Source organism: Undibacterium sp. YM2 (assembly GCF_009937975.1).
GTDB lineage: Bacteria > Pseudomonadota > Gammaproteobacteria > Burkholderiales > Burkholderiaceae_D > Undibacterium.
The window spans coordinates 1,189,810-1,203,191 of the sequence record NZ_AP018441.1; the positions used below are offsets into that span (position 1 = coordinate 1,189,810).

General features: G+C 47.2%; 16 protein-coding genes. 11 read left to right on the forward strand and 5 right to left on the reverse strand.

Annotated elements, in window-relative coordinates:
• The first annotated feature begins 679 nt into the window (after window positions 1–679).
• The 8 genes from UNDYM_RS05425 (at window position 680) to UNDYM_RS05460 (ending at window position 5,507) form a co-directional block, all read left to right on the forward strand.
• Window positions 680–1,138 (forward strand): PA2169 family four-helix-bundle protein, encoded by a 459-nt coding sequence (locus UNDYM_RS05425; RefSeq protein ID WP_162040139.1) that lies wholly within the window; start codon window positions 680–682, stop codon window positions 1,136–1,138.
• A 184-nt stretch (window positions 1,139–1,322) separates the two neighbouring features.
• Window positions 1,323–1,670 carry a hypothetical protein gene (locus tag UNDYM_RS05430; RefSeq protein WP_162040140.1) on the forward strand — a complete coding sequence of 116 codons (348 nt, stop codon included), beginning with the start codon at window positions 1,323–1,325 and terminating at the stop codon, window positions 1,668–1,670.
• 179 nt (window positions 1,671–1,849) lie between these two features.
• Window positions 1,850–2,374, forward strand: a complete 525-nt coding sequence (locus UNDYM_RS05435; RefSeq protein WP_162044464.1) for a plastocyanin/azurin family copper-binding protein — start codon at window positions 1,850–1,852, stop codon at window positions 2,372–2,374.
• 31 nt (window positions 2,375–2,405) lie between these two features.
• Complete coding sequence (locus tag UNDYM_RS05440; RefSeq protein ID WP_232063722.1) at window positions 2,406–2,747, forward strand: copper-binding protein; 342 nt, start codon at window positions 2,406–2,408, stop codon at window positions 2,745–2,747.
• Window positions 2,748–2,879: 132 nt separating this feature from the next.
• Complete coding sequence (locus UNDYM_RS05445) at window positions 2,880–3,308, forward strand: DUF4440 domain-containing protein (RefSeq protein ID WP_162040142.1); 429 nt, start codon at window positions 2,880–2,882, stop codon at window positions 3,306–3,308.
• Window positions 3,309–3,520: 212 nt separating this feature from the next.
• Window positions 3,521–4,141 (forward strand): LemA family protein, encoded by a 621-nt coding sequence (locus UNDYM_RS05450; RefSeq protein ID WP_162040143.1) that lies wholly within the window; start codon window positions 3,521–3,523, stop codon window positions 4,139–4,141.
• Complete coding sequence (locus UNDYM_RS05455; RefSeq protein ID WP_162040144.1) at window positions 4,138–4,998, forward strand: YgcG family protein; 861 nt, start codon at window positions 4,138–4,140, stop codon at window positions 4,996–4,998. The genes UNDYM_RS05450 and UNDYM_RS05455 overlap by 4 nt, the downstream gene beginning before the upstream one ends.
• A 2-nt stretch (window positions 4,999–5,000) precedes the next feature.
• Window positions 5,001–5,507 (forward strand): TPM domain-containing protein, encoded by a 507-nt coding sequence (locus UNDYM_RS05460; protein WP_162040145.1) that lies wholly within the window; start codon window positions 5,001–5,003, stop codon window positions 5,505–5,507.
• A 19-nt stretch (window positions 5,508–5,526) separates the two neighbouring features.
• Here the strand turns inward: UNDYM_RS05460 and UNDYM_RS05465 are convergent, their stop codons facing one another.
• Both UNDYM_RS05465 and UNDYM_RS05470 read right to left on the reverse strand, forming a co-directional pair.
• Window positions 5,527–6,180 carry an HAD family phosphatase gene (locus UNDYM_RS05465; protein WP_162040146.1) on the reverse strand — a complete coding sequence of 218 codons (654 nt, stop codon included), beginning with the start codon at window positions 6,178–6,180 and terminating at the stop codon, window positions 5,527–5,529.
• Between the two features lie 84 nt (window positions 6,181–6,264).
• Window positions 6,265–6,693 carry a DUF2177 family protein gene (locus UNDYM_RS05470; RefSeq protein ID WP_162040147.1) on the reverse strand — a complete coding sequence of 143 codons (429 nt, stop codon included), beginning with the start codon at window positions 6,691–6,693 and terminating at the stop codon, window positions 6,265–6,267.
• Between the two features lie 54 nt (window positions 6,694–6,747).
• Here UNDYM_RS05470 and UNDYM_RS05475 point away from each other — a divergent pair, with 54 nt between their 5' ends.
• The 3 genes from UNDYM_RS05475 to UNDYM_RS05485 are packed head-to-tail and all read left to right on the forward strand — an operon-like array spanning window position 6,748 to window position 8,389.
• Window positions 6,748–7,035, forward strand: a complete 288-nt coding sequence (locus tag UNDYM_RS05475) for a hypothetical protein (RefSeq protein ID WP_162040148.1) — start codon at window positions 6,748–6,750, stop codon at window positions 7,033–7,035.
• Window positions 6,980–7,600 (forward strand): ATP-dependent Clp protease proteolytic subunit, encoded by a 621-nt coding sequence (locus UNDYM_RS05480; RefSeq protein WP_162040149.1) that lies wholly within the window; start codon window positions 6,980–6,982, stop codon window positions 7,598–7,600. Before UNDYM_RS05475 ends, UNDYM_RS05480 begins: the two co-directional genes overlap by 56 nt.
• 48 nt (window positions 7,601–7,648) lie before the next feature.
• Window positions 7,649–8,389, forward strand: a complete 741-nt coding sequence (locus tag UNDYM_RS05485) for an ABC transporter substrate-binding protein (RefSeq protein WP_162040150.1) — start codon at window positions 7,649–7,651, stop codon at window positions 8,387–8,389.
• Window positions 8,390–8,458: 69 nt separating this feature from the next.
• Here UNDYM_RS05485 and UNDYM_RS05490 read toward each other — a convergent pair whose 3' ends face one another.
• The 3 genes from UNDYM_RS05490 to UNDYM_RS05495 form a co-directional block, all read right to left on the reverse strand.
• Window positions 8,459–9,553 (reverse strand): hypothetical protein, encoded by a 1,095-nt coding sequence (locus tag UNDYM_RS05490; protein ID WP_162040151.1) that lies wholly within the window; start codon window positions 9,551–9,553, stop codon window positions 8,459–8,461.
• A gap of 314 nt (window positions 9,554–9,867) precedes the next feature.
• Window positions 9,868–10,668 carry a hypothetical protein gene (locus tag UNDYM_RS30295; RefSeq protein ID WP_197740982.1) on the reverse strand — a complete coding sequence of 267 codons (801 nt, stop codon included), beginning with the start codon at window positions 10,666–10,668 and terminating at the stop codon, window positions 9,868–9,870.
• A gap of 89 nt (window positions 10,669–10,757) precedes the next feature.
• Window positions 10,758–13,106: an RNA-directed DNA polymerase gene (locus UNDYM_RS05495; protein WP_197740983.1), complete on the reverse strand. Its 2,349-nt coding sequence runs from the start codon at window positions 13,104–13,106 to the stop codon at window positions 10,758–10,760.
• Window positions 13,107–13,382 lie beyond the last annotated feature (276 nt).

Genomic DNA, 13,382 nt, shown 5'->3' on the forward strand with positions numbered 1-13,382 from the left:
GCTGATCGCGATCTGGCATCTGGCATTGGTCATCTTCTGATAGCCGCTGGCAAGCATTTGCTGCCTGCCAAGCAAGCGCCCGACACCCACGCCTATTGCACCCTGCAAGAAAAATATTCCACATTTAAATAGACATATGTTCATTGCGATTTCTCCGGAAAATTGGTGAATCCTGATCTATGCGTTAAGTTGGTGGACTGTAATAGTGGTAGTTCTTACCCCCGCCAGCCCTTGCCAACATCTGGCTGTAAGCGTTATCGACTTGCAATGCATACTAGCATCGGCCCCTGTACACCCATATAGGACGCGGACGCCAGGCTTTGTAGGAATAGATGAAGTAAGCAGGCATGCGCCGCAGAAAATGCCGGTCCAGGACAGGAGTGACATGGTGGACGAAATGTCAGTCTTACTGAATCAAAAAGCCCCAGGTTCTTGCGCTCCTACATGCCTGCAAGCCCACGTCCGATACTGCTAATTGTCCCCGGGTTTTAGTATGTGCTTATGTCAGCGGGAGATATAAGCCCCTGGCGAAATTCCTGTCATGTCAGTATTTATGATGACAGGCAAGTTGTCGGCAAGCTGTTCTGTCTGTCTGCGTTCTCCGCATATTTTGCATACCTGGCAGGCAATCGTGTTCAGCACTAAGGCTGGCTAATTCACTACCAATAAAGGAAACATCATGGACAACGACGACATCATTTCTACCCTGAACGACCTGATAGAAACCAGCAAGGATGGCGAAAAAGGATTTAAAGTCTGCGCTGAAGATGCGAGTGGCCGCCATCCGCAACTTAAAGCCATGCTGGCCGAACGTGGGCGTGAATGCGCCCTGGCAGCATCTGAACTGCAGGAACTGGTACGCAATCAGGGTGGTGACCCGGAAACCGGCAGCAGCGTATCCGGTGCCTTGCACCGTGCCTGGACCAATATCCGTACCGCCATCACCGGCAAGGACGATGAAACAGTGCTCGACGAATGCGAACGCGGTGAAGATGTCGCCGTGAAAGCCTATCGCAAAGCCCTGGAAAAAGACTTGCCTGCTCACGTACGCCTGGTGGTAGAGCGCCAGTATCAGGGCGTTCTGCGCAATCATGACCTGATCAAAGCCCTGCGCAATCAGGTCAGGACTCATGCCTGAGAATGATATTGAACTCATGAGTCAATAAAGGGCCAGTAGCTTGCCCAGTATGCGAGGCAAGCCTGGCATGTTCAGATAAAACCGCTGTGGCGCAAGTCCGGCGGTTTTTTTCTTATGCGTTTGCCTGCGCTCAAGCAGACAGTACCTGGTTCACGCGAGCTGTAAAACAGTTATAATTCACGGCATGAAGAAGCTGTTCCGACTATTTTTGTTATGTGTGCTGATGCTGGCTGTCCCTATGCAGGCAGCCTTGGCCGCGTCCAGAATATGTTGTGTTACTCAGCACCAGCAAACTTCTGGCGAGCATCTGCATGCACATCATGCAGATGAATCAGCCCAACAAGCCCACAAAGCCCACCAAGCCACCATTGATCATGATGCCTCTGGCGAAGAGTGCTGTATCGCTGCCGCCATCCTGAATACACCGCTGCCCACGGCATCACTGCGTCCTACCTCAGAAAAGATCGATCTGTTTTTTTCATCCTACGCTGGCCACATCGGCGATTGTCCTGACAAGCCTCCAAGGTTCTGAATCCCAGTGATTGTATTTCCCCCTGAAATATTCAGGGCTTAATTATTCAGAGAGTAATCGTCATCGCTGCCTGCTTGCTGCGGCTGGTTATGCACGCGCATGCCATGCGCCATAATCCGCCATCATCTGCATTAGCGTGACATATCCATCATTGGACAAGGACAAGATTCATGAACACAATGCAATTAATAAACCGCACTGTATTTGCCGGCATGCTGCTGGCATCAGGTACATCCATCGCCATCGCATCCGGCACACACGCGGGTGGCCACGAGCACGAAGAGGCCACCATAGGCAAGCCTGGTAATGCTGCTGAAGTCAACCGTACCGTCACCATAGACATGAACGATGATATGCGTTTTAGCCCGGCCAGCCTGCAAGCCAGGCAAGGTGAAACCATACGCTTCGTCATCAGCAATTCTGGCAAGCTCAAACATGAGTTCGTGTTTGGCACAGAAAAAGAGCTCAGGCAACACTATGCGTTGATGAACAAAAATCCGGAAATGGAACACAGTGACCCCAATATGATCACCCTGGCAGCCGGGCAGAGCGGCGAAGTGCTATGGCAATTCAGCAAAGCAGGAAAGATAGATTTCGCCTGCCTGCAGCCCGGCCACTACGATGCGGGCATGAAAGGCAAAGTGCAGGTCAGTAAGGCAGGGACAGCCGCTGCAAGCACTGCCCCTTCACATCAACACCAATGACGGTAATGAGACTGTATTAATGAGGCTGTATATGAAATTGATCAACACATTCGCAGCAGCCATGCTGCTGGGCATGCATCTGCAAGCCGCGCATGCGCAAGAAATCAAGGCAGGCATTGCAGATAGTAGTGCACTTGCAAGCAGCATCAGCGAGGCATCCGAGGGCGAGGTCATCAAGCTCGACAAAAGCGCTGCCAAGATCACCCTCAGGCATGGGCCCATCAAAAATCTTGATATGCCTGGCATGAGCATGGTCTTCAAAATCAGGGATGTTGCCATGCTCGACAAACTGGCAATTGGTGATAAGGTCAGGTTCAGGGCAGAGAAAATCAATGGGGCAATCTATGTGACGGAGATTCAAACCATGCAGTAGTAAACGTCAATAGAAGAGATCAATAGTAGCCAACAATAGTAGCCAGAAATAATGGCCAAACCCGGGCTGATCAGGTCAGGAAAAACTTGCCTGATCAGCCTGACAAACACCAGGCAAGCCGGAGACGTACCAATGAAAAAAATCGCATTTCTATTATCGATGAGCCTTTTTAGCTCTGTTGCCTGCGCCAGCGAAGCAACAGATGCGCTAGATGCATTCCACGCAGCCCTTACCAGTGGTGACAAAGCCAGGGCTGCAGAATTACTGGCGACGGATGTCGCCATCTATGAATCTGGTTATGTAGAGCGTTCAAGAGCAGAGTACGCGGGCCATCACTTGCCAGAAGACATCGCGTTTGCCAAGACCGCCAGTCGCAAAGTCTTGCAAACCAGTGAACGCATGGAAGGCAAGCTTGCCATGATCTGGCAAGAAACCGAGACCACCGCAAAACACAAGGGCAAGAATATCCACATCTTCGGTACTGAAACCAGTTTGCTCGAAAAACAGGATGGGCAATGGCGCATAGTCCATGTGCACTGGTCTTCACGCAAATCTAAATAAGGTCTTGATGAAAGCCTGGATTTTTGCATCATCAAACTTTGACAAGTATCAAAGCTTGATTCCCGAATTGTCCTAGTCTGCTATCAGTGTCAATTGACGAATTGTGCGCCAGCGCACCGAAGTCGCCAGTGCTACATGTCACTATGACCATCAACAGGCAGAACAATAATCTCATGCGCTTGAATGCGCAGATGTGATCGTGGAGAACTCAAATGCGAAAATTAGGGCTGTTATTGTCAATGATGCTAATGCTGGTCTTGTCGGGCTGTGGCTATAACAGCTTTCAGAGCGGTGACGAACAGATCAAGTCCAGCTGGTCTGAAGTCTTGAATCAATACCAGCGCCGTGCTGATCTTGTGCCTAATCTGGTGAACACCGTCAAAGGCTTTGCTGCACAAGAGAAGGATGTGTTGCTTGGTGTTACCAACGCCCGCGCCAAGGTCGGCAGCATACAGGCCACGCCAGAACTGCTGGCCAATCCAGAGGCTTTTGCCAAGTTCCAGGCGGCGCAGGGGGAATTGTCCGGGGCCCTGTCCAGATTACTGGTTGTCACTGAGAATTACCCCCAACTCAAATCTGACGCCAACTTCCGCGACTTACAGGCCCAGCTTGAAGGTACAGAAAACCGCATTACCGTGGCGCGTAACCGCTATATCAAGGCTGTGCAAGAATACAATGTGCTGGTGCGCTCCTTCCCAAGTAATCTCACTGCCATGATGTTTGGTTACCAGGTCAAACCCAATTTCGCGGTAGAGAATGAAAAGGAAATCGCCAGGCCGCCTAAAGTAGATTTCACTTCGCCTGCACCGGCCAGTGCTGGCAGCGCAAAATGAGCATCATGCACAAGTCAGCAGCAGCCATCTTTGCATGTCTGCTGCTGTTTGTATTCAGTGCCTATGCGCAAATTGCTGTCCCGCCTATACAAAACCGCGTTACGGATCTGACTGCAACACTCAGCGCAGAGCAAAAAAACGCACTCGAACAAAGTCTGCAAGCCTTTGAAAACAGGAAAGGCAGCCAGGTTGCCGTATTGATTGTGCCAAGCACTGCACCAGAAAGCATAGAGCAGTATGCCCTGCGCGTAGCAGAGCAATGGAAGCTGGGACGCAAAAAGGTGGATGATGGCGTCATCCTGCTGGTGGCAAAAAATGACCGTGCAATGCGCATAGAAGTCGGCTATGGCCTTGAAGGTGCGCTCAATGACGCAACTGCCAAACGCATCATCGCCGAGACCATGACGCCGTATTTCAAGCAGGCTGATTATTACGCAGGTATCACAGCAGGTACAGACCAGATCATGCGTGTCATCGATGGTGAGCCTTTGCCTGCAAGAACGCGGGGTGGTGCCACAGAGCGTGGTGATTTTCAGCAATATGCCCCCATCTTATTCGTACTGGCCCTGGTTGTCGGCGGCGTCTTGCGCGCCATCTTTGGCCGTTTGCCTGGTGCCATCATCACCGGCGGTGTCGTCGGCGTAATCGCCTGGTTTGTGATCGGCGCTATGTCCATGGCCATATTCGCTGGTATCGTTGCCATGGTATTCAGCCTGTTCAGCGGCGTACTGGGAGCACGCGGCATTGGTGCCTATTACGGGGGATCAGGACGTGGCGGCTTTGGTGGTGGCAGCGGTGGTGGCTTTAGCGGCGGTGGTGGCGGCTTTGGCGGTGGCGGCGCATCGGGACGGTGGTGAGCATGAAAAAATTTAACTTCCCGCGCATTGCAAGAAATATGCTGAGTACCCATTCCCAGCTAAAACGCGTGTTCCCATCCAATAGCCTGGACGCCATAGAGCGCGCCATCAAACAGTGCGAAGCAAACCATACGGGCGAAATCCGCTTTGTCATAGAAACCGCGCTTGATTGCGCAGCCTTGTTTGCAGAGCAGACTACGCGTGAGCGTGCCATCGAGGTCTTTTCCAAAGTGGGTGTATGGGACACCGAGCATAATAACGGCGTGTTGATCTATGTACTGCTGGCTGACCGCGAGGTAGAAATCATTGCTGACCGTGGCATTTACCGCAAAACGGGTATCGATGCCTGGAGCCAGATTTGTCATCAGATAGAGGAAGCCTTTAAGCAAGGCCTTTTTGAAGAAGGCGTCATCCAGGGTATACGTGCTGTGGGCCAGCACCTGAGCACGCATTATCCCGCAAGCGGCCAAAAGATAAACGAATTGCCCGACAAACCGGTCTTGTTATAAAGGCCTTGCAGGTGCCATGTCAATGCCAATTCGTGAGCAAGCCGGGCAAATGCCGCATGTCATCAAAAACCACATGCGCACCCGCATCACGTAAGCGCTGTGCAGGTGTCAGGGCGGCATAGCCCAGCACGGTCATGCCTGCGGCCACTGCCGCACGCACGCCAGTCGGCGTATCTTCTACGACTACGCAATCAACAGGGGCAAAGCCCATTGTTGCTGCTGCATGCAAAAATACATCGGGCGCGGGTTTGGGTGACTTTACATCCGTCACGCTAAAAATGCGGCCCTCAAATTTTGACCACAAGCCGGTTACACCCAGGGTCGTGCGCATCTTCTCATGGTCACCGCTGGACGCCACACAATACGGCAAGCTCAGTTGCGCCAATACTTCTGGTATGCCGGGTACGGCCTCCAGCTTGCTCTCCAGCACTGCCCTGGTGCGTACACGGTAATCTGCCAGAAAACCTTCTGGCGGCTGCCTGCCCAGCATGGTCGTGATCTTGACCATGCATTGTTCCATGGAGTGTCCGACAAATTGCTCGAACATGTCTTCCAGTTGCAAGGGCAAGCCCAGCTCATTGAGCATTTTCACAAAAACTTCATTGGTAATGCGTTCACTATCGACCAGTACACCATCGCAGTCGAAAATCACGAGTTGATAGGGGGAATTCATTTATTTTAATCAGGTGATCAGGTAAAAAACAGCGCCGCTTCGACGGTGTAGCTATAGTAGAAGTTCCTGGCGCAAGTTTATCCCTTATGCCGTGCGGTTGGCAGCGAAGTAGGCCAGCGTGCCAGAAATACATGACAGTGCCGTACCCCAGCAGATATCAATTACCGTCAATACGGGTGACCATGACTTCAGCGTTGCCAGGTTGCTCAGGTCATACGTCCCGTAAGCCACCAGGCCCAGCAAGGCGCACAGGCAACTGGCCTGCTGCCATTTCCGCACACGCAGGGCAGGCAAAATGCCAAATACAGTCAATCCCAGGGCATACAGTAAATAAAACAATGCCGCTGGCACCAGGCCTGGTTCTGCCAGCATCAAATCACCGAGGTAAGAGCGGTAAGTGGAGCCCATCAACAAGCCCAGCCATATCACATCCAGTGTCAGGGTCGCGAGCAGCGCAATGCCATAGGCAATGGCTATTTGATTTAGCGACGGAGTATTGATTGTGAGGGACATGAGCGCTCGTTTGTCAGGTAAGGGTTTCAATAAGAGTCGAATACCCATCGCGTAATGCGTGATGCAATAAAAACATTGTCAAATGTTGAATATCTGGTGTCTAATGGCTTGCTGGCGACAGCCAAAGTCCATGCATGCTGGCAAGTATTCTTGCCTGGGTTGTTCCTGCCGCGATTCAGCATTTTTTCCTTCCATATTACAGCTTATCGTCATGCCCTTGAATTTAAAACAGCTTTTTACTTTCCTTATTACCTGTACCCTGATTTTAGCTGGCAATGCATCAGCCATGACCATGCTCAGATCCAACCAGACGCTGATCCTGTTTGGCAAAGTCGTGCCTGAAGACAGCCAGCAGTTCCGCAAAAAACTGGAAGAAGGACCAGTCAAAACAGTAGTAATGACAGAAAGCCCCGGCGGCAATATGCGCGCAGCTTATGACATTGCAGAACTAATTACAGAAGGCAAGATCAACACAGCAGTCAATGGCAACTGCAAGTCAGCCTGTGCCCTGATTTTCATGGCAGGCACAGAAAGACAAATGGTCGCCAGCAAGCATCTGGAAAAAACACGCCTGGGCTTCCATGCGCCACATAATAAAGTGACCAAGGAAATTTCTACTGCAGCCATCCCTCATTTCCGCGAATGGCTGCTGAAGGTCACACAAGGAAAATTCCCTGAAGAAGTGCTGGATCGTGCCCTCAATATTGAGCGCGCTGGCGATATGCTGTACTTCTATTATCCCGATGAAAATTTCCTCGGCGATATCCGTTTCTGTACCGAAGGCGCTTTGCGCTGCGAAGCCTTAAAAGGCTACAACATCGTCAAGATAGGCATCCTGACGACAGCAGAGCTACTGAAGTTAGAAAGCCTGGATGACACCGACCAGGCCGCAGCCAAACCAAAGTAAAACCATAGTAAAACAGTTTTTTCCATCCACCAGTCAAAAGGAAATGAGATGACGAACGAAGCAATTACTACCCTGGTACCAGGTAAATTAACTGTCTGCACTTATGGTGGCTTTGCGCCAGTCTGCTACAAAGATGAGCAAGGCAATCTCACTGGTCTTGACGTCATCTTCCTGGAAAAATTTGCGATTTCCCAAGGGCTGGAAATTGCACTCATAGAACATGATTTTGACGGCATCTGGACCATGCCTGACGAGAATAAATGTGATGTCGCCGCAGCCGGTGTCCAAAAGCGCGACAAGCGTGATGCCGGGCCGGGTGGCGCCTGGAGTGATGCCTACTTCCAGGTACAAAGATCGCTGCTGGTGCGCAGCGCCGACCAGGCTGCATTTGACGACTACCTCAAGCTCTCAGGCAAATCCATCGTCGTCACCCGTGGCTCAACCGCTGACATTGATGCCAAAACCCGTTACCCCCATTGCAGCATCCTGTATGTCGATGAAGTTGCCGAAGGCCAGCCAGATGCCCAGGCCTACATCGTCAAAACCCTGATAGCCAACCATCGTGCCGATGCCTTTGCCGAAGGCGACGTCAGCAACCAATACCTGCGCAGCCAATTCGGCAAAGATGTGGCAGGCGGCCTTGCACTCGCCGATATTCACCACATAGACGGGACAACAGCAGAAACCTTCAATTTCATCACCCGCAATGCCAGCACTGGCTTGCTGGAGCAATTGAATCTCTTCATCAAACAGAACAAGGGTAGCTACGTACCCGTGGCACAGCAATAATTTGAAAGGCTGTTCATACAAGCTGCCCTGATGCATGCCGCATCAGCCGCAGCATGGTCATCAGATATCTTAATTGTTGGCCACGCGTGCAGCAGGTAGATTGCTGCCTGCCAGCGCCTTCCCTATCCCGGCAAACGATACGACGTTAAGCGGGAACTCCAAAAACACATGCAACAGGCTCAGGAAAAGCAGGGCTTGCATGCCAAGATTGTAGTCATAAGCATACACTGCCATCGACAACAGCCAGATCGCCAATGTCAAAAACAAGGTTTTCATAGGCACCTTATGCCATTGTATGACGGATGTTTTTGAAAACCAGTTCAGATAATGATAGGTATACGCAAAAGCAATAAAGCGCATGACCACAAAACCTGCATTGCTGCTAAAAATCTCGCTGGTTTTTGACAGCGCATCAAGATGAAAAACATTGATCAGGCTGAAGTTCAATAGCTCAAACTGAAAGTAAGATTGTTGAACATAAGCACTCACCGTATATTGAAAACTCTCTGGCCGGACTATAAAAAAACTTGCCGCACAAACGATCAAAACTGCGATGGACAAATATCCTGAAAACGATTTTTCTTTCAATGCGCCAAACAACATGAACGCCAGAGTGAAAATAAAAACGTGAATGACAGTAGGAAGAAAAATGCCCATCAAGAGTAAATAAGCCGTGGACTTATTAACGACAGCCACAGCCAGCAAGGCGAGAACCACAAGCGTAAAACGATACAGCCTGTCTTTGACAAGCGCAAAAATAAGCGCCAGCAAAACCGCAAACGCCAATACGTCTGCAACAAAAGTGCTGTCCTTAGCCAGATGTGCAAGGGCAGGGAAGAAAAACAGGGCAAAGCACAGGCCAATCAAAAAAATAAAATCGTATTTACCCTTGGTGAAATAATTCTTCTTATGCAGCCAGCCTATTTCAGTCAGGTAATGTAATGGCCCCAGTACACCGTAAGAGAATAAAAATAATTCGAAAGGAATGACGAACGCAACGACGCAGGAAAAAATAATCAGGGCGGTGTTTATGCAATTAATGTGGTTGATGGTCATAATTTGCAGCGTTGATAAAAAGAGATTTGACGCACTAATTGCGCACTCCCCTAAGTCGCTTTCTAACGGACACATTAGTCGATAAGGAAAGCAGGTTTTTTCTTTCATTCACAACCATACGAATCGATTTGATGCGCCTATGGTGTACATGAGTTTGCCACTATCCGGTAGATAATTTATTATAATGTCGCGCGCGTCCATGAGAGCGCCAGGATAATTCATCTGAGTTGCACGAGCATAGGTTCTGCCTTTATGAAGTAAGTCCGAATACGTCTATCCAGACAAAAAAATACACTTCAAACAAAGTGCGGTCAGTTATTACGTTAATACTTACTATCTGTCTGATGACTGCGCAATCCGTCAGAGTCTTAGGAACTGTAGAAGCTGAAGGTTCGCGTTTTTTCGCATCCAATGCTAAAGTTTCATTGAGGGGGTGATTTTTTTCGTTTACTGTTTTTCGAAATACGAAACCCCTCCGGTACTGGTTTAAATTGATCTTCGCTTTCCGGCCATCTAGTTGCTCTGCTTTGGAATGCACGTAGTTTATCAATGTCCAGTTTTACGGTTACGCAAAAATCATTCTCGCCACCGCGTAGTCGAGCTATGTCGCGAGCATAAGAATCCTTAGCAGGTGAACGAACCCGACTGTCTCCAAACTCTCTGTTATTTACCAGAATAGTGTAAGCATGAACATCTAGTGCGGATGCTTCTATTAAAGATGAAAAAGTTTCTAAATCTTGATTCCATGAAAGTACCATCAGAGCATCTACTTCTCCTTGGAACTTTACACGAGCTTTGCTATTTTGCAACTCAGAACAGATCATTACACCAAAGTGAAATCCATTATGCACATAGACAGGTTTCGTTGTTTCCTCATTTTGGAATTTCTTCCATGTTTTCCCGTATTTACTTACAAGATCTTTTTCTTCTCTAACTGCTGGAAGTAACTTGGGTTGCCAGATTCGTGTTGGTGATTTATATCCTAATCGGTTATCTGATAAAACTAAACATGCCTCACTATGAAGGGTGTTGATATTGCTATGTCGATACTCTGTTCCAGCAATCATGCTTATTCCTGCTGCAGATAATCGACTAGCTATACTATCTATCCATTTGATAGGGATTGATAATTCTGGGAAAAGTAGATATTGCGGTTTCGGTATAGAGCGAATCGCTAAGTTAACTAAGGTGGAAATCTGTTGATACCTTTCCAGTGTTAACATTGGTTTTTTACACGCACTTGCAGCCCAAGCAGAGTATTCCGTTTTTAGACTTGTGATGCAAACTAGCACAGTTTTTTGATCGGCTGTTCCTATTTGCAATTGCTGTAAGCCGGTACGTTTTTTTGATGATTTTTTTTGGGTGATGCTCCCGAATTTTCAAGTAATGATGGTTTGACCCATACACCTTTAATCGCTCGAACATATCGTGCCCATAATTGAAGGGGGAGGTAGCCTTTGGGTACATTTATTCCAATACATGATGGCACTAATTCAGCGATTTCCGCCGGAGTATAAGGACGTGTAGGGAATAAATAAGGTATTATTGATTCAGTCTTTTTTTCCCAATTTGGCATATGTGCTGTAAAAGAACTTTTCGACCTTTCATGTAAAAACTCCTCGATATCTGACACCGATAAAAGGTCAGATTTTGCAAATTCCGCTAAAAGTTTTTGTCTCTTTTTTGCACCAACGCCCGTTGAAAAAACATCATGATAATTTTTATTTTTCAGTAAATTTTTATATGCTTCTGCTGCTAAATCAGCGGCAGCCAATAGAGGCGCTTTGCTGTGGAAGTCGTGTATATCAAACTGGTCGTCAAATAATTCTTCGATATCTTGATAAGTAGTAATTAGTTGGCCAAAAAAAGTTTTTGCAAGTCGCCTTACTTGCCCATTCGTTGATACTTGACTTATTAAATCTCCTGGATAGTTACAAGCTGCTGCATCTATAAATGATCGCGTAATTGAACCCTTAATATTTTTCCATACATCTTCGCTTGTTTTGCATTCGGTACCATTCAGGTTACAAACAAAGGCTTCCTCTTTTTTTAAATGAGTATTTAGTTTTTCGAATGCATTTAACGATGCTTTTGCGATGCGATCTGCTTCCGACCAGTCCTGAATTGATATCGCAATCCCTAGCAAACGAGGGATGTATTGATAGTGCGCAAATATATTGTCTGCTCGAAGAATGTGATTATGTGCGAATTGATAAAATTCTTCGCGTTCCTTTTTCCAAGCTGTTGGAGGTAGATCACGAGCTAGTGTATGCACAAGCCGTAATTGCAATGACCAACTTAAACGCTTAATGGTAAGCCCATCTGCGCGGCGTAAAGTGTCTGCTTCTTCACCTACTTTTCCTGCTGCCGAGAGAACTTTAGCAGCAATCGATTTCTCCAATTGATCTGGCGATGGCATTAGACGATGCTCACTGGATAAGCTTTGGATTTCTTTTTCGATACTATCAATCAAGTCACATCCAGCTTGACCATTTAAAATAAATAATTTTTGCTTGTCTGCTTGCAGTTGGATTTTTGAATTTTTTTGGTATTTTTTTCCAAGGCGGATTTCCCAAATACTGCCATTTTCTTTTCCAATTTTTTTAATATAGGAAGAACCCATTCGTTCTTTTACGAACGCCATAAACTCTTCTGGATTATGTATAGTACCTGGATCGTGTAGTACCAAGAACATATCGTCCACGTAGCGACCATAATGTACAGGGGTTAGTTTTTCACGTACTAAGTCATCCCATTTTTTTAACAATACATTGCCAATCACGCGTGATGCGCTTAGCCCAATGACTAAGCCACCATTTATAGTGATGGGTTTTCCCGGTTGTAAATCGTTTGCAAATACTTGCGCCTTTTCTGCCCAACTTGCTAGAAATGCCGCGAGTTGCTCAGTAAAATCACGTTCTGTTTTAGATAGCAGTTTATCTCCGTCCATACCAATTTCTTTTTGAAAAGAAATATCTGCAATAAAAGAAGGATCAATTAAGTGGTAATAACTTTTTAAATCTAAGGAGGCGACAATAATTTGTCGTTCTTGTTCAAGTTCACTGCGTACAGCTTTCAAGCCGTCATTACGCCATTTTTGATATGGGCGGAAATATTGTTCAAATGATCCTATAGCTGTAATGTGGAAATTTTTTTGTGCTTCTTTATCCAGTGTATCGTCATCGCGAATGCGCTTTAATCGCGATCCATAAGAACGCTCGTCCAAACAAGCGTCAAATTTATGTCCGATCATGTTGATCCAAAGCGCAGATAGGATGTGGGTTTCCACTGGGAAATCCCCGATAACCCTAAATTCGGGTTTTAAATTGTGATTTGCGCAAAGATGCTCGAAAGCTTTTTCTGGTTCTGAAAAATGCGTATGCCCATTTGACGCGTCAGATTTCGCTCTAATCCCCAGTTTTTTAGGAACTAAGCGACAGTATCCAAGTAAATTGGTATTTTCTGCAAAGCCATTGTCTTTGATAAGTGTGCTGTGTAATTTTTTCAAGTTACGCAGAAGATCTTTCTCGAATTCTGCAAATTTGATTGCCGTTGGAAATCCATTCTCAAAGAAGCAATCAGTTTTCGCCTTGCGGTAGGCGACAATTAAGTCGGCCAAAGTAAGTTCATCCCAGCCATTAAAGTTAGAGTCGTATGCCATTGAGTGATCGCCATTTCAATTATTGATTCTGATAGTTTTTTTCTGGCATAGCCTTACATCAGTGATACGCAATTTCTGTTGTTGTTATGCGGCTATTAGTTTGCTAACTTTGAAAATCAGGCAGTGCCATTTGGGTAGCGTATTATGAAGTCTTGATTGTTCATAGTGATATCTAAATAGTTGACGCGGCCGGAATGAAATTATTGTACTTGATGATCTGATAATTTAGGGAGTGAGGGTAAGTAGATGAACTAACAGCAAGCATAAGTCATGCTT